Below are 25,010 nucleotides of genomic sequence, written 5' to 3' on the forward strand. Positions count from 1 at the left end.
TAGGTGGTACTATACCCCTTTTTCAAGCTCCTTGAATAGTTAAAAAGTGATTGTCATATTGTGGAATGAATACATCTAGAATTTTTACATTGTGTCTAATGAAGACCTTTATAAATTGAGAGATAATTTCATTAAAATAAAATAATTTAAAATAGTCGAATAAATGGGAGGTCTGCTGTTATGACAGTAACGAAGAACGAAACAACGGTCTTGAAAAACTTTATTAATGGACAATGGGTAGAATCAAGCGGAACAGAAACGTTGGATGTTCCAAATCCAGCGACGGGAGAAGTGCTGGCAAGAGTCCCTATTTCCACGCAAGAAGATGTAGAGAAGGCTGTTCAAGCCGCGAAAAAAGCGTTTGAAACATGGAAAAATACTCCCGTACCGAAACGGGCGCGGATTATGTTCAAATTTCATCATTTACTGAATGAACATCATGAAGAGTTAGCAAGGCTTATTGTTCAAGAAAATGGAAAAGCATACAAAGAAGCGTATGGTGAGATTCAGCGCGGAATTGAGTGTGTGGAATTCGCTGCAGGAGCTCCGACATTAATGATGGGTGAGTCACTTTCTGGGATTGCTGAAGATATCGATTCGGAGATGTTCCGTTATCCGTTAGGGGTTGTCGGTGGGATTACTCCATTTAATTTCCCAATGATGGTGCCGCTCTGGATGTTTCCATTAGCCATTGCTTGCGGGAATACGTTTGTGTTAAAACCGTCCGAAAGAACCCCGATCTTAGCCAACAAATTGGCCGAGTTATTTACGCAAGCCGGCGCGCCGGAAGGAGTTCTGAATGTCGTTCACGGAGCTCATGATGTTGTGAATGCCCTCATTGATCATGAGGATATTAGAGCCATTTCCTTTGTCGGCTCCCAACCTGTCGCCAAATACGTTTACGAACGTGCAGCTGCCCAAGGAAAACGCGTACAAGCGCTTTCCGGTGCGAAGAACCATCATATCATCATGCCAGATGCGGACATAGAGATAGCGGCACAACATATCATCAGTTCTGCCTTTGGAAGCGCAGGACAGCGTTGCATGGCTTGCAGCGCGGTCGTAGTCGTCGGGGAGAATGATAAGTTTGTTAAGGTTTTAAAACAAAAAGCAGATGAGCTCATTGTCGGCAATGGCATGGATGAAGAAGTGCTTTTAACTCCTGTCATCCGTCAATCTCACCGCGAGAAAGTGTTAGGATACATTCAAAAAGGAATTGAAGAAGGAGCGATATTAATTCGGGACGGACGCAAAGAAATGGACGAAATGACGGAAGGAAACTTCCTTGGTCCCACGATTTTTGACCATGTCATACCGGATATGACGATTGCCAAAGAAGAAATTTTTGCTCCTGTTCTCAGCTTGTTGCGTGCAGAGGATTTAGATGAAGCACTCGAGTATATTCGCAAATCAAGATATGGAAACGGCGCGACGATTTATACAAAAGACGCAAAAGCCATCCGCAAATTCCGCGAAGAAGCAGATGCTGGAATGTTAGGAATCAATGTCGGCGTACCGGCGACGATGGCATTCTTCCCGTTCTCCGGATGGAAAGATTCCTTTTACGGTGATCTTCATGTGAACGGAAAAGACGGTGTGAACTTCTATACACGCAAAAAAATGATTACCTCTCGATTTGATTTTTAATTTGTGTAGAAAGAAGGGGAAAGAGATGGTTCAAACCGACCAAAGCCAACCATTGTTGGCTAAAGATGATCAATATATATGGCATTCAATGAAACCGTACAATCCTGATGCAACGTTAGTAGTGACAGAAGCGAGAGGCTGTTGGGTGACGGATCACACGGGGAAAAAATATTTAGACGCCATGGCAGGCTTATGGTGCGTCAATGTCGGGTACGGTCGCGAGGAATTGGCCAAAGCGGCCTATGAACAACTAAAGAAACTTGCTTATTTTCCGCTCACGCAAAGCCATGTGCCTGCGATTCAATTGGGTGAAAAATTGAACGAACTTCTTGGCGATGAATATGTCATTTTCTTTTCTAACAGCGGATCGGAAGCAAATGAAACGGCGTTCAAAATCGCAAGGCAATATCATCAACAAAGAGGCGAACATAACCGCTATAAAATTATCTCCCGTTATCGGTCGTATCATGGAAATTCTATGGGAGCGCTTGCCGCAACAGGCCAGGCGCAGCGGAAATATAAATATGAACCGCTCGCTCCCGGTTTTATTCACGTAGCGCCTCCAGACAGCTACCGTGACGATGATCAGGCGGAAAATCCGAGAGATCTGAAATCGGTGAAAGCAATCGATGATGTGATGACGTGGGAATTGAGCGAAACGATTGCAGCGGTGATCATGGAACCGATCATCACTGGCGGGGGAGTACTGATTCCGCCTGAGGGATATATGAAAGCTGTGAAAGAAGTGTGTGAAAAACACGGTGCCTTACTGATTGTCGATGAGGTTATTTGCGGTTTTGGACGGACGGGCAAACCGTTTGGATTCATGAATTACAGTGTGAAGCCGGACATCGTTACAATGGCGAAAGGAATTACAAGCGCTTATTTGCCGTTATCGGCAACGGCCGTCAGAAAAGAGATTTACGAAGCGTTCAAAGGAACAGAAGAATATGATTACTTCCGCCATGTCAACACATTCGGCGGCAATCCGGCAGCATGCGCACTAGCCTTAAAAAACCTAGAAATTATGGAGAAAGAAAATTTATTCGAGCGTTCAAGAGAAGTTGGTGAACGATTGTTAAACGAGTTAAAAAATAAACTGAAAGATCATTCTTATGTTGGCGACGTTCGCGGAAAAGGCTTGTTAATTGGAATTGAATTGGTGGCCGATAAAGACACAAAAGAACCGCTTGATGTGTTACTCGTCAATAAAGTGATCGGTATTTGCAAAGAAAATGGACTGATTATCGGTAAAAACGGTACGACGGTTGCCGGCTATAACAACGTTTTGACATTGTCACCACCATTGAATATTGAAGAGGAAGATCTCTCATTTTTAGTGAAAACATTAGCAGAGGCATTATCGCAAATCAAGTAATAAATTGACGGACAGGGACGGCACTCGCAATCGTTGTCAGGAGATTGCGAGTGCCATTTTTAGATAAAAAGAGTCCTACTATTCCTGCAAAAACGTTCTAACTAGTTTTGTCTAAAAAGGAGGAACAGCAATGAGAATCGGTATACCAAAGGAAATAAAAAATAATGAAAACTGATTTTATACTCAGAATATATTCGTTACCGTGCTACTTTTCGTTTTATACGGATTTAGCGTTACATGGTTAAAAATCATATACCCAAAAAACGTAATTGAAATGAAGAAAACGACTTAAACAAAAACGAACTTCTTTTCAAAAGGAGTTCGTTTTTTATTGTTGAAATTACGAAAGAAAAAGGATATATATTTAAAGAAGATGCAGGAAGAGGATGGAGAAGAGTAGTTCCTTCCCAAAACCAATTGATATTGTTGAAAAAGATGTAATTCATAAACTTATAAATGATGGATATATAGTTATTAGTGTCGGCGGTGGAGGAATTCCAGTCATTCGCAAGGAAGATGGAACTTTTGAAGGAGTCGAAGCGGTTATAGACAAAGACTTAGCTTCCTCTAAATTGGCTGAATTGCTTGATGCAGATATTTTGATAATCTTAACAGCAGTAGAAAAAGTTTCACTCCATTTTGGAAAACAAAATCAAATAGATCTAGAAGAAGTTACTGTTGATCAGATGAAACAATATATGAAAGAAGGTCATTTCGCACCGGGAAGTATGTTACCAAAAGTAGAAGCTGCTGTACAGTTTGCTGAATCTAAGCCTGGCAGATTAGCTATCATTACATCTCTGGAAAAAGGGTTGGATGCGTTACTTGGAAAAACGGGTACACGTATTTCTGCTCGTGATTGGAGTAAATAAATGAGGAGATAAACATCGGATTTTTTGTAGGACAGAAAAAAGAATCATCGACCTTTTCTCATGATTAAATTGGGAAAAGGTCATTAATTTTTTTGAAGAATTTTTATAGAATTACTTTTATCATAAAAAACGCTTACTGATCCACACGAGTAAAATTGTCTTCTCTTGTAAATCCAACTAACCGAACCATTTCTACATAATTTCAAATTGATGTAAAAACTAAAAATAGACTATTTGACCCTTTGTAACAATTGTCATATACAAAACCAGCTAAATTGTTATATCATAAAATAATCGGGATTAGTAATTGTAATAATTTTTGACTCGATTATCAGTTTTCCAGATTTTTTATATTTCTGGAGTACATGGCTGACCGTTTCTCGACTTGTTCCTGCCATTTTAGCAAGATCAGTGGTAGTAATTGGACAAGGGATACGTATTTTGGAGGCACTAATTTTTTCACCAATATCCTTCATAAGAAAACTAATTAGTTGCTTAATTCTATCTACAGCATGTACTTGAGTTAATTTTTGAATCCTTATTTCAAGTTCATGCATTTCATTCCCCATAGTTCGAATTAAATTAATTAAGGCAGCTGTATCGTTTTGAATCATCGATTCAAATTTGCACATTGGAATATAAATTATTTCAACATCAGTTACTGCTTTCGCAGAAAATCGATAATACTTGTCCTGAAAAATTCCTATATAAGGGAATATACTATAAGGTTTCAGGTATAAGATCAACTCATTGGAACTAACATCATTCACACTGAATTGTTTAATGAACCCTTTAAGCAAAAGATATATTCTATCTCGGGGATCACCTTCCATAAATAAAATCTGATTCTTATGATAATTTCGGATAAAAGCATGCTCCATGATTTCCTGTACACGTTTTCTAGGAAGCGCATTAAAAACAGGAAACTTGTAAATTTCATTTCTTCGTATTGAAGGTACTGTAACCGTTAACATAATTTCAGCCTCCTTTTCGTTTTTTATTATAATAGTAAGCGAATAGAAATTCTTTATTTTGATCAAAATGGTCACAATATTTTCAAATTAGCCCATTTTAATAAAAAATACGTAAATATATGGCCCATTATCAGATGACGGCTGTTCAATTTGCGAAAGATGTATTTTGGATTTTCCTTACCATTACGACTTCAACAGCTCTAGCTGTCATTTTCTCTTTTTACTATTTATTTTTCATGTTATTGGCTATCTTTTTTGCCCATGTATTCACACATATAGGGCAAACTTTTTATCTAAAAAAATACACTCCAGGTGTGATTACTTCCATCATTCTAGTGTTACCTTATTCTCTTTACGCTTACTACCGGTTGCTAAAGGAACAAGTTATTAGTGGCGGTGATATTCTTTGGAGCATCTTAGGCATGTGCATAGCTGTTCCTTTTCTTTTTCTTTTCTTAGTTAGTGAACGAAATCGAGTGACGAAACATTAAATGATTCAACGTGCATACCCCCCTCATCTCAGTTCCCCTTTATCTAAGGTCAGATTCTTGTGTACAGCGGACTGAAAAGTTGACAGGACCGTTTTGATGGGTCACAAGAAACTAAAGTTGAAACAGGCAGAACAAGCAAAAATCAACTTCACTCGCAATATTTTGAATCAATCGGTACACCCATTGACTTCGTCAGACCGGAGACGGAGAACGATGTCGATCAGTTTATGTTGTGGGTGTTGAGTCGGTGGTAGATTGCTCGTAACAGAAGCCGTTTGCGCTTCTGTTTTTTTCGAGAACATGGATACGAATGAGGACTGGACTGTTTCAGCAAATGATGATTTCGGCGATGTAAGTATGGTAGAGGGAAAGCGATATATTTTTGCCGATGAGTAAAATCGATGATTATTGTTTTTTGCATCTCGTGTACGATGAAGACGCTCTTGCATTGAAATGTTGAGTTTGTCCACTTTCATTCTGACGGGATTTCCAAGCTTATCTATCGCCACGGGTTATTTCTTTTTCATCTTTATCTTGATTATATTAGAACAAAGGTAGTTGAATTTGCAACGATTATTTTTTTAGTAATCGTTTACAAATAAAAAGTGTTGACATTTATTTTAACATTTGCATCAATATGTTGAAAAATCAATGAGGAAGAAGTATGTTATATATCGTAAAGAATGTGAAAAACATCACAAATTTGCAGTGAAAGAGAAGTGTCGGAGAAATGGAAGCAGTTCAAAAGTGCAAAGAGTTAGCTTTAAAAAAACGTGCTATTCTAGAGCGCTCCCTTGTTCAATATATCATTCGGGCTGCCTTAGCAGGTGTGTACATCGGTTTTGCCCTTGTCCTTTGTTTCCGTGTAGGGGAGTTTTTCCGTGAAGCGAATTCCCCGGCCACTTATTTAGTAAGCGGCATTTTTTTCGGGATTGCCTTAGTATTGATTATGTATGGTGGAGCAGAACTATTTACCGGGAATACGATGTATTTTACGATTAGCACCTTGCAAAGGGAAACAACCGTAAAAGACACGTTGCGTAACTGGCTTGTTTGTTATAGCGGTAATTTATTGGGGGCTGTATTTTTTGCTTTTCTTATTTCCCAATCCGGCGTTTTTGATCATATTCCGAAAGACCACTTATTGTTTCTTGTTGCGACAAAAAAAATACACGCAACGATAATACAGCTCTTTTTTAAAGGAATTCTCTGTAACTGGCTTGTTTGCTTAGCGATTTTTATTCCGATGCAAATGAAAGAAGATATGGCAAAAGTATTTTCAATGATTTTCATTGTTTTTATCTTTTTCGCTTCTGGATATGAGCACTCTATTGCTAATTTCGTCCTCTTTTCGCTTGTGTTAGCGATCCCTCATCCAACGACGATTGATTTGACAGGAGTTATGCATAACATTATTCCTGTTACACTAGGTAATATTGTCGGTGGGGCCTTATTTATGGGAGCGTTGTATACATATCTGACATCTCAAAAGGAAAGTTGTGTTTCTGAAAAGTGGTCTTTTGGATATTTGTTTCATAAGGGAAAAATTTTAAACAAATGAGCAAGTGCCTGCCACCGCCCGTGTTTTATAGAACATTGGGAGATGGCAGGCATTTTGATGATTTCAATAAAATTTTGAGCGAACATAATGAATAAAATTTTCCCGGAACTTTCAACCAGTTTTCTAAACCGTCCTTCATTTGGAATGCTTTCTAATATTCTTTTGATTCACATACGGTGCAAGCAGACCAACACCTCTATGTCATACTTTTGTCCCTTGCTTTTAATGAGCTATCCAACATACCTTTCCAATATCCGATCGACAGAATAACCATATGTTTCCCCAAACAGATTGAGGTGCACAAGCAAGTAAAACAGTTGATACAGTTCTTTTCTCTCTTTATACTCCGGTGAAAGTGGTTGAATCTCATTGTACGCGCGATAAAATGATTCCGGAAATCCGCCAAACAATTCCGTAAACGCTATTTCGAATTCGTAATGGCCATAAAATACAGAAGGGTCGATAAGGTATGGAATTCCGTTTGTGCCGACAATCCAATTTCCTCCCCAAAGGTCACCGTGCAATAAAGAAGGACGGCATGTTCGCGGAAGCCATTGTTCGAGTAAAACCAATAATTTTTCTATTTTATCCCGTCTGTATGTCGGCATTCTTCCTTTTTGTTCCGCCAATTGGATTTGAGGAAGGAGGCGGCAATCAACAAAATAATCAATCCAGTCTTCATACAGCCTATTTTTTTGAGAAAGGAGGCCAATATAATTGTCTTTCTCTAACCCAAAATGCTGACTATAACACTGATGAAGGTGAGCGACCGCCTGACCAAGTAAAACGGCGGTTTGCTCAGTTTTTTCTCCTTCAATCCACTCAAGTAAAAGCAAGCCGTATGTTCCGTCTCCTGCTTCCATGACGTAATATACGTTTGGAACTTGGACGACATTCGTTTTCCTTAATAATTCAAGGCCAGCTGCCTCACTTTGAAAGAAGCGAGGAGGAATATGATTATTTATTTTGGCAAAATATGAATGACGTTCGCTTCTCACATAATAGGCAGAATTTATATCGCCGCCAGATATGCTTTTGCATTGGATAATCGCTGTTCGGTCACCGATTTCATCAAGCGCCTCCCGCAAAATGGTCGAAGCGTTCATGTCCCTATTCACCGTCCTTTAACTCATTGTCGATTTCCTTAAGAACTTCACCGATTTTTCGGTGATGGATGACCAAATCTGCCCAATTATCCGCTTCCGTTGGTTCCATATTCACAATGACTAGCTTTGCACCGTTTCTTTTGGCTATGAGCGGAAGCTGATTCGCTGGTGATACTTGTAAAGAAGAGCCTAACACGATCAATAAGTCCGCTTTTTGCGCAGCAGACCATGCATTCTCTATCGCTTTGGCAGGCAGCGATTCGCCGAATAAGACGACGGATGGACGCAAAAAACCGCCGCAAGCACAATGAAATTCTTCGTTTATATACATGTCACTCGCATGCGCTTGATGACACTGTTGGCAGTGAACCGTCCGTAATGATCCGTGAAGTTCGATAACGTTTTGGCTGCCTGCTTGTTGGTGAAATCCGTCTACATTTTGCGTAATGATGTTTTGGACAATCCCTCGTTTCTCCCACTCAGCTAAAATGAGATGTCCTGCATGCGGGTTACATTGTTGGAGTGTACGAATACGATATTGATAAAATGCAATAAACTCCTCCCGATTGTATTTCAGTGCATATGTGCTCGCTAACTGTTGCGGATTTTTTGTATTCCACAGTCCTGCTTGTGCCGAACGGAAATCAAGCAACCCGCTTTCCGTTGACATGCCAGCTCCTGTAAGCACGACCGTATAATTTGAGGTTGTTAACCATTGTGCTAACATTGCTTCACCTTCCCGATTATTTATGTTAAAAGATCGATCGGAAAAGTTTGTTGAACTCGTGGTGTTTTGAAATATAGGCTGCATGTAGAGATTTGTTTTTTGTTGGCGGAATTAATGCTTTACTCATTCATTAAAACAGAGATATTAATGGAATGGTCAAATTTTATAACAATTCTACCACTAACATGCGTATGATCATTTACTATAGAATACCAAAGATATCAATAAGAACAAAAGAGAGTTTTGAGTCTACTACTTTGATTTTCCTAAGAAGGTATTTATTTAGTATGTGAAAAATATGGCGAAAACGATGTAAAAGGAGTTTAAGAATATCCCTTCTGTCTAAGTAAATGTCGTGTTATGGCGAACTTTTTAGATAGTATGTAATCAGTGGGAATTTCCTCGTTCAAAAGTTTCACATTTTACAAGACTATCCGAACGTACTACCCGAATAGGCGGAACGATTATTATAAAGGAAGCATTGTGTTCGGAGGAGGAAAGAGTCAACTATTTTAGCTTATCTGTCCAATCGTTCATTGATGAAGAGCTGGTCGTTACGAAATGATATAAATGAAAGACTGCCTTTGTATATTTGTCAAAACAAACGAAGCCATTATCAAAGAGCCGTAATTTATCTACAAGAAAAATATTGATGATAATATTATGCATGAATCTGACATAAAAATATATGGATAGACAGTTTCGATCGGCTGTCCTTATGAATATTACCTTAAATCGTTTGAGCGCACTATGAACTTAGATATCCATTCACGTTAATCGGTTATTTATTCAAAAATACGTTCATCGCTGTAATTTGTCGTTGATTTTTTGATGGGAGCATGTTTATCAGTCAGCCGTTTTATCTTCTGGAGAAAAAATTCAAGACGTGGTGAAATGGCTGTTACTCTTCTGACACGAAAATGACCGTTTGCCACGCACATTTCATGGTAAAGAACCTAAAAATAAGCATTTTATTTCTTATTTCTTGGATATTCTGATATGATCAAAGTGTAAAAAAAGGAGCGAGGAGGTTTTCAAATGAGTAAAAAAGTGTTAATTGTCACAGGGGATGCAGTGGAAGCACTGGAAGTGTATTATCCATATTATCGCTTTTTAGAGGAAGGCTTTGAGGTGACGATTGCGGCACCGAAGAAAAAGAAGTTACATACTGTGGTGCACGATTTTGCGGATTGGGACACATATGTAGAAAAACAAGGCTACCTCATTGATGCGCATGCTGCATTTGCGGATATCGATCCAACTCAGTATGACGCTCTTTTCATTCCAGGGGGCCGTGCTCCTGAATACATCCGCCTTGATGAAAATGTCCAACGAATCGTTAGACATTTCTTCGAAGCGAACAAGCCAATCGCGGCGATTTGCCATGCATCGCAAGTATTTGAAGCGATTCCAGATGTCGTGAAAGGGCGCAGCATGACAGCCTATATTGCTTGCAAACCAGGCGTTGAAGCGTTAGGCGCGACCTATGTATCCGAAGCCACTCACGTTGACAACAACCTCGTATCCGCCCATGCATGGCCAGACTTACCTGCATTGATGCGAGAATTTATTAAGTTGTTGAAGAAGTAAATATACTAGGTAGCTGTCCAAGAAGGAACTAGAGCCGATAGTACTCTAGTTCCTTTTTTCACGAAAGGTATGACTTGTGGAATTGATGGATGTTAACCATTTTTTTGTGATGAGCAGTTGTTCTGCTTGTTGGATTCACGTCGTGCGGGATGCTCTTGATGCTGAAAACAGGACAGGATTATTCAAAAAAGTGATGCTTTCTTTTTGTAGAAATATTTCGCCTTTTACTTCTGATTGGGGAATAACAAAAAGCTGCTTGTTTATCGTTAATAAAAGCAAAAGATCAAATAGGAGGTGTTTTTTCACAAACACCTCCTATTTATTTTCTAGCTATATCGATAGAAGAGATGTTACGGCCTCTTCCTTACAAGTGACAGGAGGCCAAGCGCATAAATCGAATGGAAAATCTGAGCCGGGAACGACTCGATCAGCCCCTACGACTTCTACTAAAAAGTTTAAACTTGCATGATTCCAAAGCACGGTGTCAAACCAAAAACGGCGCAAATATTCTTCAGGAGAAGCCTGCAGGGAAGCAGAAACGTGAGTCCATTTTTCATATCCTTTATTGATCCTACCAATTTGATAAGGAAGAATGCCCGTGATGTTAAAGATAGAGAGGGAAGGCGATATATGTTATAAGGACAATCTTGACTGTTGATGTTTTAAATGAGAAAAAGCTCAACCGTTAATGTTAGTGTGTATGAAATCCATGTTGTTGATCGGAAAAGAGATGCATAAAGCTCTTTTTGTGTGAATTCGTTATGCCCAGTCGACGAAAGGGGATACTCTCAAACAAATTAGTATTGCAAAAAAAGACAATAAAAACCGCATCTATAAGATGGTGATGAGATTTTCCTAGTCTGTATAACATAACACATGTTTTTCTTACATGAAATATTCTTCATGTTCAGTAATATAAATTGGATTGTTTTGTCCAAATACATAGAGATGATAATTGATAATTAACGAGATGCCTAAGGGGGAACTTTCTTTTATGAGTCAAGTTATGAAAGAAAAATGACTTGTTTCCTTTCAGTGCTATAGATAAGTAGGCATTAGATATTTACATCTGACATAAACATTAAGAAAAAATGAATAAGGAGGTTGATGTGATGAAGATGATCCGTTTATTAGCCCTACTTCCCTTTATCGGTATATTGGGAGGAATCACTTTCGTTAATCAAGTGACTCCTTATGTATTAGGAATGCCATTTATTCTATTTTGGATTGTTATGTGGGTTGTCTTAACGTCAGGTATTATGGCCATTGTATTTAAGCTAGATCCGTCAAACCAAGGGGGAGATTCCTAGTGAATGTGGCATTATTGATCATTTTCGCGTTTTTGCTCCTTTCTTTGTATTTAGGGATTCGTGCAAGAAAAGGCAAGGATATGAATTTGGAACAATGGACAATCGGTGGACGTGGTTTTGGGACTTTGTTTGTATTTCTTCTAATGGCTGGGGAAATTTATACAACATTTACTTTCTTAGGAGGAAGTGGTTGGGCGTACGATAAAGGAGCTCCTACTTTCTACATTATTTCTTACGGTTGCTTAGCTTACATTATCTCTTACTGGTTACTTCCTGCAGTGTGGAAGTATGCAAAAGAAAATCATCTCATGTCACAATCTGATTTTTTTGTAAGTAAATACAAAAGCCCTGTTCTAGGGATTCTTGTTTCCCTTGTTGGTGTGATAGCCCTCATTCCTTATCTTGTCCTTCAATTAAAAGGATTAGGAATCATTGTTTCTGAGGCATCTTATGGATCTATTTCGCCGACGTTGGCTATATGGATCGGAGTTATAGCTGTCACTTTTTATGTAATGGTTTCCGGGATTCATGGTTCGGCTTGGACATCGGTAGTGAAAGACATTATGATTCTGGTGGTGGTTGTGTTTTTAGGGATTTATCTTCCTTTCCATTATTATGGCGGCATTCAACCAATGTTCGAAGCCATTGACAAAGCTAAACCTGGATTTTTAGTTCTTCCTGAAACAGGAATGAGTGTTTCGTGGTTTGTGTCGACTGTTCTTTTGACCACGCTAGGTTTTTACATGTGGCCGCATACATTTGGGTCTATTTATTCCGCAAAAAATGAAAAAGTGTTCCGTAAAAATGCAATGATTATGCCATTATATCAGCTAGTGTTACTGTTTGTATTCTTTGTTGGCTTTGCTGCTATTTTGCAAGTTCCGAACTTAGAAGGTTCGCAGGCCGATCTTGCCTTGTTGCGGCTTTCTATTCAAACTTTTGATCCTTGGTTTGTTGGAATTATTGGGGCAGCTGGACTTTTGACCGCAATGGTTCCTGGGTCGATGATTTTAATGACAGCTTCCACTTTATTGGCGAAAAACGTCTATAAAGCGGTTTCTCCTTCTGCAACTGATGCTCAAATATCTGCATTGGCTAAATATCTTGTTCCTGTTATTGCTCTTGTCTCTTTGTATTTTACGTTTCAAGGCGGAAATACGATTGTGACATTACTTCTGATGGGATATAGCCTAGTCACACAATTGTTCCCGGCTTTCGTATTCAGCTTAGCAAAAAATAACTTTGTGACAAGGCAAGGGGCATTTGCTGGTATTATCGCGGGTGTTGCAACAGTGGCGTATATTACCATCTCGGGCACAACGATCGGAACACTATTCCCCTCTTTGCCTCAAGCGATTCAAGACTTGAATGTAGGAATCGTTGCGTTGATTGCGAACATTGTTGTAATGACAGTTGTAAGTTTAGTCACCACAAGAACTGTGAATGTAAATTGTGAATAAGGAAAAAAGAAGTGCTACTTAATAAGGAAAAGGTTGTTTTGAAAGTATAAATAAATCTTAATTAAATAGTGCCGAAAAATAGCTCTTGCCTAGACATTCATCAAAATGAAAGCGGTCCGCCTCAACATTTTTAAGGGACAAGAGCACTTTCATTTTACACAGAGTTTATGGTTTCATAAGCCTGTAAGCAACAGCGCTTTGTACGCTCAAAATTCGTCGTTTGATCATGTCTCTTGCGACTCAGAGATAGGTTTGGTGGAGTGGTTTGAGCGGGATGGAGATATCAAGTTGCCAAGCCGGTTTAAAATGGATACACCGATTGTCTCTTACATTCTATACTGGGCGAACTCTTGGTCTGTATATTACGAACATAAATACGTGTGAAGAAGCAATCCTTTCACTGGTTTTTATGTACGCAAGCGTTTTCTAATACGCTTGATGCCCAATCTTGTTGTCGTCGTACGAGCCTACGATCTTTTTGGAATGGGCACCCATGGACAAAGCGAAGAAGCCCTAATCGTATAGATGATCTTAATCGATAGTACCGCGCACTTTGCAGTCGTCTCTATGATTCTCAAGCAGGGAAATTGACTCGACTGGTACGTACAAAGGGAATAACTCTATCTTTGTACGATAACAGAAAGAATCGTTCATAAAGTCCATTTTGTACTGCTAGGTGCGATTCCCCGAGAAACCCGCCTATCAGCATTAGCGTAGGTGGACTATTTTTTATTTTTGTTTCTCTTTTCTTATTCTTTTAGTGATTTTTCCAACTATTTAGTTAGGAAGCACAGAATCAGAGCCGGGAGAATGAAAGCATACAGATGCTCACTGGCCACACCATTAATACATATATTAAAGCAAACATTGATACATGGTTAACATCAAGCTTTATTCAGCCACTTGTTTTTCCGCTATATCGATGTGAGTGAGGAATTCGTCCGCTGGTTGTTGTAACGCCGGAGAATTCGTGATAATGTCCCCCGCCTGGAAGTGGAATAGCCGGTCCGGTAACTCCCCTTATCTCATGCCTATGTCCATCGTCGAAGGAGGTAAATGTAAAATAACGGTGTGTATGTGGAACACCACTTGGCGCAGGTTCTGTCACTCCAACATATTGATGTCTATGACCTACGTCATAAGAAGTAACTCCAGAGAATTTGTGAACATGCACAGGCCTACCATCCCAAGTAGTAATATACAAGTTATGTGAGTGAGACGAGTCTGAATCATCGGAGTGAACCAAATATCCGTTAACAGGTATTTCCATCGTTTTTCTCCTTTCATTCGTTTTCTATATATCATATGATGGCGGGGGGATAGATGTATGGGTTAGTATCAAAATTTAATTTATTTCGTACCGAAGCCAAATTTTCCATTTTTATGAGCACATTTTACAAGAATGATTGATGGAACGGTTGTAATGCTGTATTGAGATTTAAACGAGATGTTATCTAAATACAAAAACCTTAGTATTGTTTGAAAGCTATAAAAACTAGAAGTTAAATGGTTTCTGGCTTTTATTATGTCTGTACCGTTTGACAGCACCTTTTAAAAAACTAAATATTATAAATACACATATAAATAACTGAATAATCAGAAAACAAATTTTGCTAAATTACCATTATATTTGTCTATACCTTATTAAAAATGCAGGCATACCTTATTAAAAATACAGCCTACCTTATTGATATGTTTAAAATGACGCTCATTCTACGAACTATGTGCTAAAAAGTGACCTAACGTTGTTTGAGGCTTCTGTCGATGACTAAACCTATAAAATTCTGTTTATGTACCCATCACCCCAACACTGACGTTTATTAGATGAATGAACTACAACAATAATGTTTTGTCTAAGCATGGTTGCGTAGGGCTGATACTTTTCTATTTTATAGGAGGGATAGTGTGGAGAAGACGGTAATTGAACCATGGATAGTCGATGAGTCTACTGATGAATTTTTTGTACCTGACTATATTAATCAATTAGCAGAAGAAGTTCTTCAAAGTTACGATTTATCCGTTAAGAGCATTCAAGTAATTACAACCAAGCCGGACAAAGGCGGAGCTATTTGGAAGCTTGAGACAAATTTAGGCCCCAAAAGTTTAAAGCTGCTACATCGAAGACCAACCAGAAGTTTGTTCAGCCTAGGGGCTCAGGAATATTTAGTTGATGTCCAGGAGGCAAGGGTGCCGCCAATTGTAAAAACAAAGGACGGAAAAAATTACGTTGAAGCAGGAGGAAAGTTATGGTTTGTTGCAGAATGGATCGAACCATTGGCACCGGTTACAAAAGATTTGGAAGGAGCGAAGCAACTTTGTTATGCTCTTGGTGAATTCCATCGTTTAAGCAAGGGATATATTCCTCCTGAACAAGCTGAAATTGCTTCAAGATTGCACAAGTGGCCAAAAAACTATGGAAAGGTCATAACTAAAATGGATTGGTTTCGAAACATTGCCAAAGCTTATGAGGAAATGCCGGCAAGTTCATATTTATTGGATGTGATAGATGAATTTGAAGAGCAAGCAAGAAGAGGACTAGAAAGGCTCAATCAATCAAGCTATTTTGAATTGATAAAACTAGGAAATGCGTATTGGGGATTAGTTCATCAGGACTATGGTTGGTCCAATGGGCAAATGGGAGACGACGGGATGTGGATTATTGACCTTGACGGTGTCGCGTTTGATCTTCCGATTCGTGATTTGAGAAAGCTCATTACCGGTACAATGGCGGATTTATATAGATGGGATGTGACGTGGGTACGGGAAATGATTAAGGCGTATCATGAAGCAAATCCGATAACAGCTCAATTATATGAGATTTTAATGATTGATTTGTCAATGCCAAACGAATTTTATAAAAATATAAAAGAAGTTGTGTATGAGCCTGAAATATTTCTCAATGAACAAACGACACAATTAATTCAAACGATTGTCGAAACCGAACATTCCAAGTGGCCTGTATTGGAAGAAATTCAAGATGATTGGAAGGAGGTGGAATAAACATGAAAATTTTAATGATTTGTACTGAAAAACTTCCTGTTCCTCCTGTATTAGGAGGAGCGATCCAAACTTACATTTCTGGTGTTCTTCCATATTTAAGTAAATTTCATGATATTACAGTTTTGGGGATTAGTGATCCATCACTTCCAGACCAAGAAACTATAAATGGAGTTCATTATGTACGCGTACCCGGCAAAGTATTCGAAATATATCGAGAAAATGTTGTTCGTTATGTTGAAGCAAATCACTTTGATCTTATCCACATTTTTAATCGTCCGCGCCTCGTTATACCTGTTCGAAATGTAGCTCCAAAATCAAAAATTACCTTAAGTATGCACAATGATATGTTCAATCCAGAAAAAATTGATCCAGAAGAAGCACAGGCGGCATTAGAAGAAGTGTCAAATATTGTAACAGTCAGTAATTATGTTGGAAATGTAATACGTGATCTATATCCACAAGCCTCACCAAAAATACGCACTATTTATTCCGGGGTGGATACCGAGAGATTTTTACCTGGAAGCCATCCAAAGATGCAAAAAATACGCAATGAAATTCGTCAAGCACATGGTTTAGAGAATAAAACAGTTATTTTATATGCAGGAAGGCTTTCGAATAATAAAGGGGTCGATAAGCTAGTTAGAGCGTTACCGGAGCTTTCAAAAAAATTTAAAGATTTAGCGTTAGTAATAGTAGGAAGTAAATGGTTTAGCCAAAATGACGTAACCGATTATGTCGCCTACGTACGAGCATTGGCAAAAAAGCTGCCAATTCCAGTTGTGACAACAGGCTTTGTTGCACCGGATGAAATACAAAATTGGTTTGCTGCCGCTGATTTATTTGTATGTACTTCGCAATGGCAAGAACCGTTGGCGCGGGTGCACTATGAAGCAATGGCAGCAGGTCTTCCGATTGTAACAACAGCAAGGGGAGGCAATCCAGAAGTTATTCTTTCAAACGAAAACGGTCTTATAGTGGAGAACCCGGAGGACCCAAACTGTTTTGTAGAAAAGATTTCACAAATATTATCAGGCAAGTCATTGATGAAGAGAATGGGGGAAAAAGGAAGAGGACTTGCTGTTTCCCGTTATAAGTGGGACAGAGTAGCCTCTGAGCTGCTCGAAGTTTGGGCACAAGCTAAAGAAGTTAAACAAGAAAAAACGAATGAAGAACATATTGCTGAACCAGTTGCTGAGCCTGTGGCTGAATCTGTTGCTGAACCTGTTGCTGAACATGTTATTGAACCTGTTACTGAATCTGTTGCTGAACATGCAGCTGAATTTGAATCGGAAAATGATAACATAATAGAGGGGCAACTGGAAAAAGGCACAGAAGAACAAACACAAGATCCATCAACTGAAACTGATTCAACTCATGAACAAACTAGAAGCAAAGTTCGCGGAAAACATTTTATCATTACAAGCGGCGTTAGAAAAACTGAAATGGGTTCAACTCGTGAAAAAATTAGAGGCAAAGTTCACGGAAAATATTTTATCATTACAAGTGGTCATTAGAACAAATCGAAAATCTTAAGGCGAAAGAAGTTCTTGAGAAAATATCGAAAACACTAAACGTGAAGAAAAGAGCTTAAAGGCGAAGGAAAAATCGCCGAGCTAGAGAAAAAGAATACAGCGATAGTTAAAAAAATTGAAATTCAAGCGAATTTAGTTGAGGCACGTATGGAAATCGTTGAAGAATCTAATGAAAAAGTTGACAAAGCATCAAAAGAAATGTTAGTAAATGTTACTGAAAAATGAAAGTGAACGAAGGAGCAAGTTATAAAACAGCCTAACATTGTTCGCGAAGATAATAAGGACACCCGAGAAATAAAACGTGCTGAAAAAGGAAGAAGAGAGCTAGTTTATCAAGAACTTAAAAAAGCCATAAATAAAGGTAAGCACATATTAGTCAATTTTAATATGTGCTTACCGCTTGTTTTTCTTATTTCGCTAACACTCCTAGTTATTTTGAGCTCCCCAAGTTAAAATAAAGTTTTTAGAAACTGTTGAAAAGGCAACTCCCCAACTAGAAGTGCTATTTAAAGATACAGCATTCCAATTACTGGTTAACATAATTGGCCCGCCACTCATTCCTGATGTAACATAAGCGGTATGTGTAATGGTATTACTTTCAATTTTGCTTATTTGACCGGAGCTTCCGTACATGTAATAGTAATATGAGCCATTGTACTCAAAACTTTTATCGCCAGGATACCCCACTGAAAAGATGCTATTATTAACTTGTGGATTAGTATTAATAGTTAAATAGTTTGGATGATTTGTACTTGATGACAAATTAATCACGGCAAAATCGTATTGTACATCTTTATAGTAGATACTTTCTTCATCTGGCGGAGTGGCTTGTTGCCATGAGCTAGTAACATATGCTGTCGTTGATGCCATCCCTCCATAAGGTAGTTGAGTCCCGTTTTCTGCAGGATACACATACCATGCTTGATAAAATTTATTATTGTAAGTATCATACACGCAATGTGCTGCAGTAACAACAGTATTTTTGTCAACAAACCAACCGGTACAACTATAACCATATGTGCCATCTGTAAAATCTATTTGAGCTATAGCGTTATAAGGGTAAGTTGTGGTTGGGTTTATCCGAACTCTATTATCAGTTGCTGCAGCTTCACTTTGTAATGGACTTATTGCTGAAGAATTCTTTGATTCTAAAGTAAAAGGAAGTTTTAGTATCTCTCCTTGAGAACTAAAAGAGGTGAATGACGGGTCTTGTTGAAGTTTTTTAATATCTTCACTACTTAAATTTTTTACAGGTTTTTTAGTGCTCTTGATATAATTTAATAATCTTTCAGTGCGTTCCTTTCCTATTTTCGGGAACGTGATTTTTTCGTAAATATCATTTTTGGAAGTCTCTTCGTTGAACGTTGCTGCAAGGGCTTTGTTCGCTAAGCTTATACTAGGAATTAAAAATAACAAGACGAATGAAAATAAAACAATTCCTGCTTTTTTCAATTTGTCCCCCTCCTTAACATTGAATTTTCTTAAAATTTAGTATAATATAACATTAAATGTAAATAAAGTATTTTTTGTAATTTTTTTAAAGGAGGTTTTTAAAATAAAAAAAATATCTTTATTGATTATTACTATTACTGTATTGCTAGTCGCTTGCTCCAATAAAAAAGATACGGTCAATCAACTTCCTAATAAAATACCTGTAACCATACACATAGTAGATAAGAGTGGCAAATATTCTAAGTTCTTAGTGAATATTGCCTCGAAAGGATATCAAACGAAGGAAATTGCCTATGTTCCTAAAGATAAAATTATGATTGTGAACAAAAAATCTTTTACATTGAATTTATATGTTGGAATTACATATACTTTGCAAGTCTCCCCGACTAAATACGATACTATCGATGAGTATTTAAAAGCGAAGAAAGCGCTAGGGGAGACTGCCAAAGATGAAAATTTACCGACAAGCAAAATACAATTCATCCCTAGTCTAAAAAATAATAAATTAACTATTTCCATAGAATGATATTAAAGCGGTAACATAACCGACAAAAAAGAGAGTAAAATGTGGCTCAGTGCCCAAATCTGTCCTTGCCACGAAGTTTGAAATCTTTTTTAATTCTCACGCAGCTTATAGATTTGAAGAATAGTAGAAATTCCATATTCAGTGTAAACAAAAAATAAGATCGAGGGTGCAGCAATTAAATATAGATACTGCTTTATAGGATAGTTAGTTCAATATAAGAGCAAGCTATCCTTTTTTATTAGCATAAAAATATAGGTTGATGATTTGGTTTGAAATGTTTAAGATGTAAATTATAAATAGGATTAGTTACTAAAAACCTCTTAGATCCTGTAGAGAAAGAGGAGTTGTTGTAGAGAGGGTTAAAACGTAGAATAGTGATCACTGATAATTAAGTAATATTCGTAAAACTGTACTTAATTCACTCATAATAGTAATAATGTTGTTTAAAAGCTCCAATTTTAATGAATTATAGCTCCCGTTAGTTCATTTAATCGAATACATTCAAAAGCTTTTTGTAGGCAACATGGCATAACATCAGGTGAAGCATGAGAGTCTATTGGAAAGCTCAAATCTTATTACCGCCTGATTATACAGGTGAGTCCGAAAGGAGCAGAACCAATGAAATACAAAATTGTTGAAAGAGATAGTTTTCAAGTAGTAGGAATCAAGCGAGAATTTTCATTAATCAATGAGGAGAATCTTGTGGGTATTCCCAAACTGTGGGATGAAGTGAATGAGGATGGAACAGTCGATTTATTATTGAAGTTGAACAATGGTCAGATTAAAGGTGTATTAGGTGTATGTGCCGCTAATAACGATACACAGAAGCAAGTAATGGATTATTGGGTAGCCACAGAATATGATGGTGACACACCCGACGGATTATTAAAATTTGAAGTACCCGCATCCAAATGGGCTGTATTTGAAGTTCACGGGCCGATGCCAGATGCTATGCAAAAAGTATGGAAACAAATTTTTTCAGAATGGTTTCCATCCAGTGGTTATGAGCATGCAGGCACACCAGCATTAGAAGTATATACAGACGAAGATCCCTCCAGTCCCGATTGTTATTCTGAAATCTGGATACCAGTAAAATAAACAGAAACTTCTGGAAAGTTATTTAATGACAAATGCCCTTATATTTTTAAGGGTATTTGTTTGTATAAAATATGATGACTACTAAACACATTATGACAAAAAATCACGCTAATCGCTCATTATATCAAATACTCCCTTAACAGCTTTAATCCAAATAACAGATAGATATTCGGAAATAATGACTAACGTTGTAAATCTGCGCTTTCCTGATGTTCCCCCTTATGCAACTAAACGGCACCTTTAGCTCAATATAAACTAGAGTAAAAACTCGAAGTTATACATAAGGATACAGCATAGCACATGCAGTACATATCGATGAAATCCATATCATCTTGGCAGTTCCAGCCTGTTATTCTTTAACTCGTTAAATACCTGTTCAATCTCGCTAGCGAAATCTAAGCAGCCATTGGCCACCGATCTGTTATTTTGTAATATGAAATATTCGCATAACAGAATGGCTCTCTTGCGCTGTAAGCTAATACAAGCAAACAAGAGTCCGGTGATTCTATGGGTTCTTGTTTGCCTTTTATCTGTTGAAGAACTTTTTTGTGGTTCGTGCGTGATCTTTTCCTATTCCCTGAACTTGTCAATCAGACTTATCTTACAATGTTCTGTTAAAACAAGACGTAGTGGTGTGACATGATTTCTGATAAAAAATTGATTTTCGGGAAACACTAATGAAAACAAAAACGGGAAAAAGTAGGCATGCCATGGATCGAAAGACGCATTATTTCCGGTGAATACGACAATGAAATGAACGTCTTTATCATCCAAAAGTTAAAACAGTTTTTCGGTCAATTTGTTCTCCCTCCACACCGGATTATCTGTCAGATTATCTGAAAAATCGTCAAAATGGGAAGGAAGGACAGACTGTCATTCTTTACAATCAAATTCCTGGGTCTGTCACAGGAAGAAACATAGCGGATTTGTATGAAATTTAGCCTCTCCGTAAAGGTTTTTCATGAAAATAAAAAAGGGCATGGAGAAAGGAAAAGAATTGGAGCAGATGGAGGTCCAGCCCGTTCAACAGGAAACGTTGACAGAAGTTGGTTGAATAGGGCTACGCTAGAGTTGTGGCTACAATAACAGACGAAAATAAGCGTGGAGAGAATCCCGATCTGCTGCCGAGAGGTCTCTAATGATCCATATTGGGCGGAAGCATAATTGAGAAATAAGTATTCTAACACAAGCAATAAAATTACACAAAAGGTGTTGGTGCTTGATGATAAATAAAAAATTTTTTAAATGGTTAATCTCTATCATAGGTTGCTCTGTTGTTCTGATGTTTATTTGTGTATTGCCCATAACAGCGGACAATAATAAAGGACGAAAGTTTTATGAAGAACAAGGAAAAGCAATTTGGGAAATACCAACGAAAGAAAAAGTTATTGCATTGACATTCGATGATGGACCGAGCCCAAAATATACTCCACAAATTCTAGATGTTTTAAAACAATATCAAGCAAAGGCAACCTTTTTTGTAGTTGGTTCTCGTGTAAAAGATCATCCCGATTTAGCAAAACGGGAAATTTTGGATGGCCATGAATTAGCTAATCATACATACAATCATTTAAATTTCAGAGGGCTTACCGAAGAAGAAATCAGAACAGAGTTAAGAAAAACAAAGCAAACCATTATTCAATTGACTGGATTCTCTCCTAAATTATTTCGCCCGCCAGGAGGATATTATAATGAAACCATCATCAATGTTGCTAACCAAGAAGGCTATACAGTAGTGATGTGGTCATGGCATCAAGATACATATGACTGGAAACAGCCGGGAGTCAGCAATATTGTAAAAAAGGTTTTGTTGAATGCCCGAAATGGCGATATTGTCTTATTTCACGATTACGGTGGGGATCGTCGGCAAACTATCGAAGCTCTAAAAAAAATTTTGCCTGAACTTAAAAAAAGAGGATACAAATTTGTCACCGTATCAGAATTGCTAGAAATGCATCCAAACTATAGATATCTCAACGGGGTATCGGGATGAATGATAAACAACTGGATAGAAAAATTGCCTGTCATCACTCGAAGCTGGCTGAATGCTCCTGCGAACATTCGGGATGTGGCAGGCTCTTTTTTGAAAAAAGAGACAATAATTATGGGGCGAACGTGTAGCGCCGAACAATCATAACTATGTGATAGTTCCGAAATGGGGAATTGTTTGATCTTTAAACGCTAACGATTTACTGGCGAAAAATCGCTGTGTGTTCTGATATTGCGGCAAGTTTTGCGAAGCTGTTTTGAGAGCAAAACAAAAGTGAAGTCAAAGTCAACTGGCCAAATTCGTTCATCGGTTCGTGCCGTTCAGGCTTGAGGATTTGTGCTCGAGGAGTAATTCATTTAGAGGCAAGTGTGGCTTATGGCATAAATAAAGATAGGGGCAGTGGCTACTCCCTTGTAACAAGGAGGCTACGGATGATGACTGTTACAGATGCACCAACATTAATGATTTCCTTTGCAATTTTTACATCATTCCGAAAGAAGCCTCCCACTTCAAAAACATGACAAAGTTTAGTGTGAAGTGGGGGATCACACTGATTCGTTCATGATTGACACATACGGATTCGGTTACCATGCATGACTATCAAAAGAATTGGCTCATACTTTGAAAATCGCATTTGATTGCTGGTGGTGTATGGAAGAAGATTAACAACAGCAACAATATCGAATGCAGAAGAAGATTCGCACTAACCCCCCTGTCTCATAATGTTCAATGCCCTAGATTGAATTCATCCATCGATAGAATTTCCAAACGATTATCATAAAAATCAGATATCCAAAAAAGGAATAAATATGTTCCCACTGATCATTGTGGGCAAACCATCCGAGTGCTTCTGATCGTTTTTCTCCAAGTGTCATTATAAGGCTTGCTGTGCCGATAAAAACACCTTTTTTCCACGTTTTTATCTTCTCCATAAAGTAAAGAAAAAAAGTCGTTAGGATTGGTAGGCCGATCAGCGTAAACATAATGTTAATGGTGAAAATAGCTGGATACGGCCTAGCAGGAAAACTATACCATTGTTTTCCAACGAAATAAAGATCTAAATAAGTTCCAATCCATGAGGCAAATAAGGCTGTAGAAATATAAGCAGAAATATGTTTACTTCGAGTGGAAAATAGCTTTTTTCGCGATAACCGCAAGCTCAATTTTTTCGAGTGTTTCACAATATTCATCGGTAATCTCTCCATTTATCTCTTCCTCTTGTTTGTTGAAATAATCGGTAATGGTCCAGTCATTGAACCAATCTCCTATATCTGCTTCTTCATGTGTAACGTTTTTCCATGCATACTCTAATCTTGGACTATATATTCGAGGTACCCCTTGCTGTATTTGGCAATTTTTGATGCGGCGTCTATAGGGGTGTCTTGGCACCGATTCATGAACGTCATTAAATAGGTGAGGCCAGTAATCTTTACGAGTTCCGGTATGGGGGCAAGAAGCGGCCCATTGCACCACTTTGTCTAACATATTTTTTTTATGAAAAAGTAAGGAATATAACCGCTTTCCTAATAATATCCGTTCATGAAGCGAACTGAAATGATGCAACGTTTGCCCGATGAGTCCTATACTTCGCTTCTCATATTTGTCATAGTAAGGAAAAAGAATATGATTTAAGCTAAGGATATCTTGAAGCTTAAACTCAATTGTATGAAATACGTTCTCTTGAAAAAGGGGATTTTGGATGACTCGTTTTTCTAAATAGCTTTGTTCATTAATTACAAGAGCAATGGCCAGTATATAGGGGTCACCATATTTCCAAAAGTGGTTCCAAATCGTTTCCATAAATGTTGATACATGAAAAATAGAAAGAAGATAAAAAAGTGGTCTTTTCCTTTTTATACTTTCCTCATAAAGCAAAAACTGCGGGTATACATCTTGAAAAATAAGCCAATTTCCGCGCTCTAAAAAGGAAAAGAAAGACTGCTGTTCCTGTTCGTTTAACAAATTGGATAGCAGCTCTCCCTTTAAGTCGGTCATATTCCATCCACCATTTCTTGATACCATATGTCCCAAAAGTGCCCAATGAATTTCCGGATGACGCTGATAAAAATCAAAGTATGCTTGTGTTCTTGTGATGTTGTTTTCATTCTTTATTTTTGTGTGAGTGAGTATTTTTTGGACCAACCTTTTTTCCTCTTTGGTTAAATCGGACTTTTTCATCGTTGTTATCTTGAAACCTTTGCACTTTTTCTTTAACTCCTCATTTATTTCCAGAAGAAATGGAGGCATAACCGGTTTTTTCTTTTTCTTTATTAGCCAAAAAATATCTACCCCTCCC

Annotated in this window: 22 protein-coding genes and 1 pseudogene; 15 read left to right on the forward strand and 8 right to left on the reverse strand. The window is 37.9% G+C overall.

Annotated elements, in window-relative coordinates:
- Positions 1-180 precede the first annotated feature (180 nt).
- From ISX45_RS04855 to ISX45_RS04865, 3 genes are all read left to right on the forward strand, one after another.
- The gene (locus ISX45_RS04855) at positions 181-1,647 is read left to right on the forward strand and encodes a CoA-acylating methylmalonate-semialdehyde dehydrogenase (protein ID WP_181556828.1); all 1,467 of its coding nucleotides are present in this window, start codon (positions 181-183) and stop codon (positions 1,645-1,647) included.
- A gap of 25 nt (positions 1,648-1,672) precedes the next feature.
- Positions 1,673-3,025, forward strand: a complete 1,353-nt coding sequence (locus ISX45_RS04860; RefSeq protein ID WP_194520109.1) for an aspartate aminotransferase family protein — start codon at positions 1,673-1,675, stop codon at positions 3,023-3,025.
- 386 nt (positions 3,026-3,411) lie between these two features.
- Positions 3,412-3,897, forward strand: coding sequence for an amino acid kinase family protein (locus ISX45_RS04865; protein WP_407649705.1), 486 nt, complete (start codon positions 3,412-3,414; stop codon positions 3,895-3,897).
- Between the two features lie 278 nt (positions 3,898-4,175).
- On the opposite strand, the gene ISX45_RS04870 is transcribed toward ISX45_RS04865, so the two are convergent.
- Entirely contained in the window at positions 4,176-4,871 is a 696-nt protein-coding gene (locus tag ISX45_RS04870) for a Crp/Fnr family transcriptional regulator (protein WP_194520110.1), read from the reverse strand.
- 119 nt (positions 4,872-4,990) lie between these two features.
- On the opposite strand from ISX45_RS04870, the gene ISX45_RS04875 reads away from it, so the two are divergent.
- From ISX45_RS04875 to ISX45_RS04885, 3 genes are all read left to right on the forward strand, one after another.
- A complete protein-coding gene (locus ISX45_RS04875) occupies positions 4,991-5,362 on the forward strand; it encodes an HXXEE domain-containing protein (protein ID WP_194520111.1) in 372 nt (123 codons plus the stop codon).
- A gap of 255 nt (positions 5,363-5,617) precedes the next feature.
- Positions 5,618-5,758 carry a hypothetical protein gene (locus ISX45_RS04880; RefSeq protein WP_194520112.1) on the forward strand — a complete coding sequence of 47 codons (141 nt, stop codon included), beginning with the start codon at positions 5,618-5,620 and terminating at the stop codon, positions 5,756-5,758.
- A 334-nt stretch (positions 5,759-6,092) separates the two neighbouring features.
- Entirely contained in the window at positions 6,093-6,923 is an 831-nt protein-coding gene (locus tag ISX45_RS04885) for a formate/nitrite transporter family protein (protein WP_181556832.1), read from the forward strand.
- Positions 6,924-7,153: 230 nt separating this feature from the next.
- On the opposite strand, the gene ISX45_RS04890 is transcribed toward ISX45_RS04885, so the two are convergent.
- Positions 7,154-8,029 carry a fructosamine kinase family protein gene (locus tag ISX45_RS04890; RefSeq protein ID WP_194520113.1) on the reverse strand — a complete coding sequence of 292 codons (876 nt, stop codon included), beginning with the start codon at positions 8,027-8,029 and terminating at the stop codon, positions 7,154-7,156.
- A gap of 4 nt (positions 8,030-8,033) precedes the next feature.
- Entirely contained in the window at positions 8,034-8,756 is a 723-nt protein-coding gene (locus tag ISX45_RS04895) for an NAD-dependent protein deacylase (protein WP_194520114.1), read from the reverse strand.
- A gap of 1,038 nt (positions 8,757-9,794) precedes the next feature.
- Between ISX45_RS04895 and ISX45_RS04900 the strand changes: the two genes are divergently transcribed.
- From ISX45_RS04900 to ISX45_RS19850, 4 genes are all read left to right on the forward strand, one after another.
- Complete coding sequence (locus tag ISX45_RS04900; RefSeq protein ID WP_181556835.1) at positions 9,795-10,346, forward strand: DJ-1/PfpI family protein; 552 nt, start codon at positions 9,795-9,797, stop codon at positions 10,344-10,346.
- Positions 10,347-11,458: 1,112 nt separating this feature from the next.
- A complete protein-coding gene (locus ISX45_RS04910; RefSeq protein ID WP_181556837.1) occupies positions 11,459-11,656 on the forward strand; it encodes a DUF3311 domain-containing protein in 198 nt (65 codons plus the stop codon).
- Entirely contained in the window at positions 11,656-13,116 is a 1,461-nt protein-coding gene (locus ISX45_RS04915; RefSeq protein WP_194520115.1) for a sodium:solute symporter family protein, read from the forward strand. Before ISX45_RS04910 ends, ISX45_RS04915 begins: the two co-directional genes overlap by 1 nt.
- Positions 13,117-13,371: 255 nt before the next feature.
- A complete protein-coding gene (locus tag ISX45_RS19850; protein WP_258561086.1) occupies positions 13,372-13,500 on the forward strand; it encodes a hypothetical protein in 129 nt (42 codons plus the stop codon).
- A 511-nt stretch (positions 13,501-14,011) separates the two neighbouring features.
- Here ISX45_RS19850 and ISX45_RS04920 read toward each other — a convergent pair.
- Positions 14,012-14,386, reverse strand: a complete 375-nt coding sequence (locus tag ISX45_RS04920) for a YmaF family protein (RefSeq protein ID WP_181556839.1) — start codon at positions 14,384-14,386, stop codon at positions 14,012-14,014.
- Between the two features lie 635 nt (positions 14,387-15,021).
- Here ISX45_RS04920 and ISX45_RS04925 point away from each other — a divergent pair.
- Complete coding sequence (locus ISX45_RS04925) at positions 15,022-16,116, forward strand: CotS family spore coat protein (protein WP_194520116.1); 1,095 nt, start codon at positions 15,022-15,024, stop codon at positions 16,114-16,116.
- A 2-nt stretch (positions 16,117-16,118) separates the two neighbouring features.
- Positions 16,119-17,630: a glycosyltransferase family 4 protein gene (locus ISX45_RS04930; protein ID WP_194520117.1), complete on the forward strand. Its 1,512-nt coding sequence runs from the start codon at positions 16,119-16,121 to the stop codon at positions 17,628-17,630.
- A gap of 444 nt (positions 17,631-18,074) precedes the next feature.
- Here ISX45_RS04930 and ISX45_RS04935 read toward each other — a convergent pair whose 3' ends face one another.
- Positions 18,075-19,100: a trypsin-like serine peptidase gene (locus ISX45_RS04935; RefSeq protein WP_181556841.1), complete on the reverse strand. Its 1,026-nt coding sequence runs from the start codon at positions 19,098-19,100 to the stop codon at positions 18,075-18,077.
- Between the two features lie 121 nt (positions 19,101-19,221).
- Between ISX45_RS04935 and ISX45_RS04940 the strand changes: the two genes are divergently transcribed.
- On the forward strand, positions 19,222-19,626 hold the full coding sequence (locus tag ISX45_RS04940; RefSeq protein ID WP_220129549.1) for a hypothetical protein: 405 nt from the start codon (positions 19,222-19,224) through the stop codon (positions 19,624-19,626).
- A gap of 618 nt (positions 19,627-20,244) precedes the next feature.
- On the forward strand, positions 20,245-20,724 hold the full coding sequence (locus ISX45_RS04945) for a GyrI-like domain-containing protein (RefSeq protein WP_181556842.1): 480 nt from the start codon (positions 20,245-20,247) through the stop codon (positions 20,722-20,724).
- 255 nt (positions 20,725-20,979) lie between these two features.
- On the opposite strand, the pseudogene ISX45_RS20020 reads toward ISX45_RS04945, so the two are convergent.
- Positions 20,980-21,136, reverse strand: a pseudogene (locus tag ISX45_RS20020) (ISNCY family transposase); the annotation flags it as partial.
- A gap of 810 nt (positions 21,137-21,946) precedes the next feature.
- On the opposite strand from ISX45_RS20020, the gene ISX45_RS04950 reads away from it, so the two are divergent.
- Positions 21,947-22,717 carry a polysaccharide deacetylase family protein gene (locus ISX45_RS04950; protein WP_194520118.1) on the forward strand — a complete coding sequence of 257 codons (771 nt, stop codon included), beginning with the start codon at positions 21,947-21,949 and terminating at the stop codon, positions 22,715-22,717.
- Positions 22,718-23,448: 731 nt separating this feature from the next.
- Here the strand turns inward: ISX45_RS04950 and ISX45_RS04955 are convergent.
- Both ISX45_RS04955 and ISX45_RS04960 read right to left on the reverse strand, forming a co-directional pair.
- A complete protein-coding gene (locus tag ISX45_RS04955; protein WP_181556844.1) occupies positions 23,449-23,904 on the reverse strand; it encodes a CBO0543 family protein in 456 nt (151 codons plus the stop codon).
- Positions 23,831-24,961 (reverse strand): DUF2515 domain-containing protein, encoded by a 1,131-nt coding sequence (locus ISX45_RS04960; protein WP_194520119.1) that lies wholly within the window; start codon positions 24,959-24,961, stop codon positions 23,831-23,833. The genes ISX45_RS04955 and ISX45_RS04960 overlap by 74 nt, the downstream gene beginning before the upstream one ends.
- Positions 24,962-25,010: the final 49 nt, after the last annotated feature.

The organism is Thermaerobacillus caldiproteolyticus (assembly GCF_015326725.1).
GTDB classification, from domain to species: Bacteria; Bacillota; Bacilli; order Bacillales; family Anoxybacillaceae; genus Thermaerobacillus; species Thermaerobacillus caldiproteolyticus.

Coding starts and splice junctions, on each gene's coding strand:
- ISX45_RS04930 (WP_194520117.1), top strand. CDS start 16,119: ATGAAAATTTTAATGATTTGTACTGAAAAACTTCCTGTTCCTCCTGTA.
- ISX45_RS04875 (WP_194520111.1), top strand. CDS start 4,991: ATGGCCCATTATCAGATGACGGCTGTTCAATTTGCGAAAGATGTATTT.
- ISX45_RS04895 (WP_194520114.1), bottom strand. CDS start 8,756: ATGTTAGCACAATGGTTAACAACCTCAAATTATACGGTCGTGCTTACA.
- ISX45_RS04865 (WP_407649705.1), top strand. CDS start 3,412: ATGGAGAAGAGTAGTTCCTTCCCAAAACCAATTGATATTGTTGAAAAA.
- ISX45_RS04860 (WP_194520109.1), top strand. CDS start 1,673: ATGGTTCAAACCGACCAAAGCCAACCATTGTTGGCTAAAGATGATCAA.
- ISX45_RS04885 (WP_181556832.1), top strand. CDS start 6,093: ATGGAAGCAGTTCAAAAGTGCAAAGAGTTAGCTTTAAAAAAACGTGCT.
- ISX45_RS04855 (WP_181556828.1), top strand. CDS start 181: ATGACAGTAACGAAGAACGAAACAACGGTCTTGAAAAACTTTATTAAT.
- ISX45_RS04900 (WP_181556835.1), top strand. CDS start 9,795: ATGAGTAAAAAAGTGTTAATTGTCACAGGGGATGCAGTGGAAGCACTG.
- ISX45_RS04910 (WP_181556837.1), top strand. CDS start 11,459: ATGAAGATGATCCGTTTATTAGCCCTACTTCCCTTTATCGGTATATTG.
- ISX45_RS04945 (WP_181556842.1), top strand. CDS start 20,245: ATGAAATACAAAATTGTTGAAAGAGATAGTTTTCAAGTAGTAGGAATC.
- ISX45_RS04870 (WP_194520110.1), bottom strand. CDS start 4,871: ATGTTAACGGTTACAGTACCTTCAATACGAAGAAATGAAATTTACAAG.
- ISX45_RS04950 (WP_194520118.1), top strand. CDS start 21,947: ATGATAAATAAAAAATTTTTTAAATGGTTAATCTCTATCATAGGTTGC.
- ISX45_RS04955 (WP_181556844.1), bottom strand. CDS start 23,904: ATGAATATTGTGAAACACTCGAAAAAATTGAGCTTGCGGTTATCGCGA.
- ISX45_RS04920 (WP_181556839.1), bottom strand. CDS start 14,386: ATGGAAATACCTGTTAACGGATATTTGGTTCACTCCGATGATTCAGAC.
- ISX45_RS04960 (WP_194520119.1), bottom strand. CDS start 24,961: ATGCCTCCATTTCTTCTGGAAATAAATGAGGAGTTAAAGAAAAAGTGC.
- ISX45_RS04890 (WP_194520113.1), bottom strand. CDS start 8,029: ATGAACGCTTCGACCATTTTGCGGGAGGCGCTTGATGAAATCGGTGAC.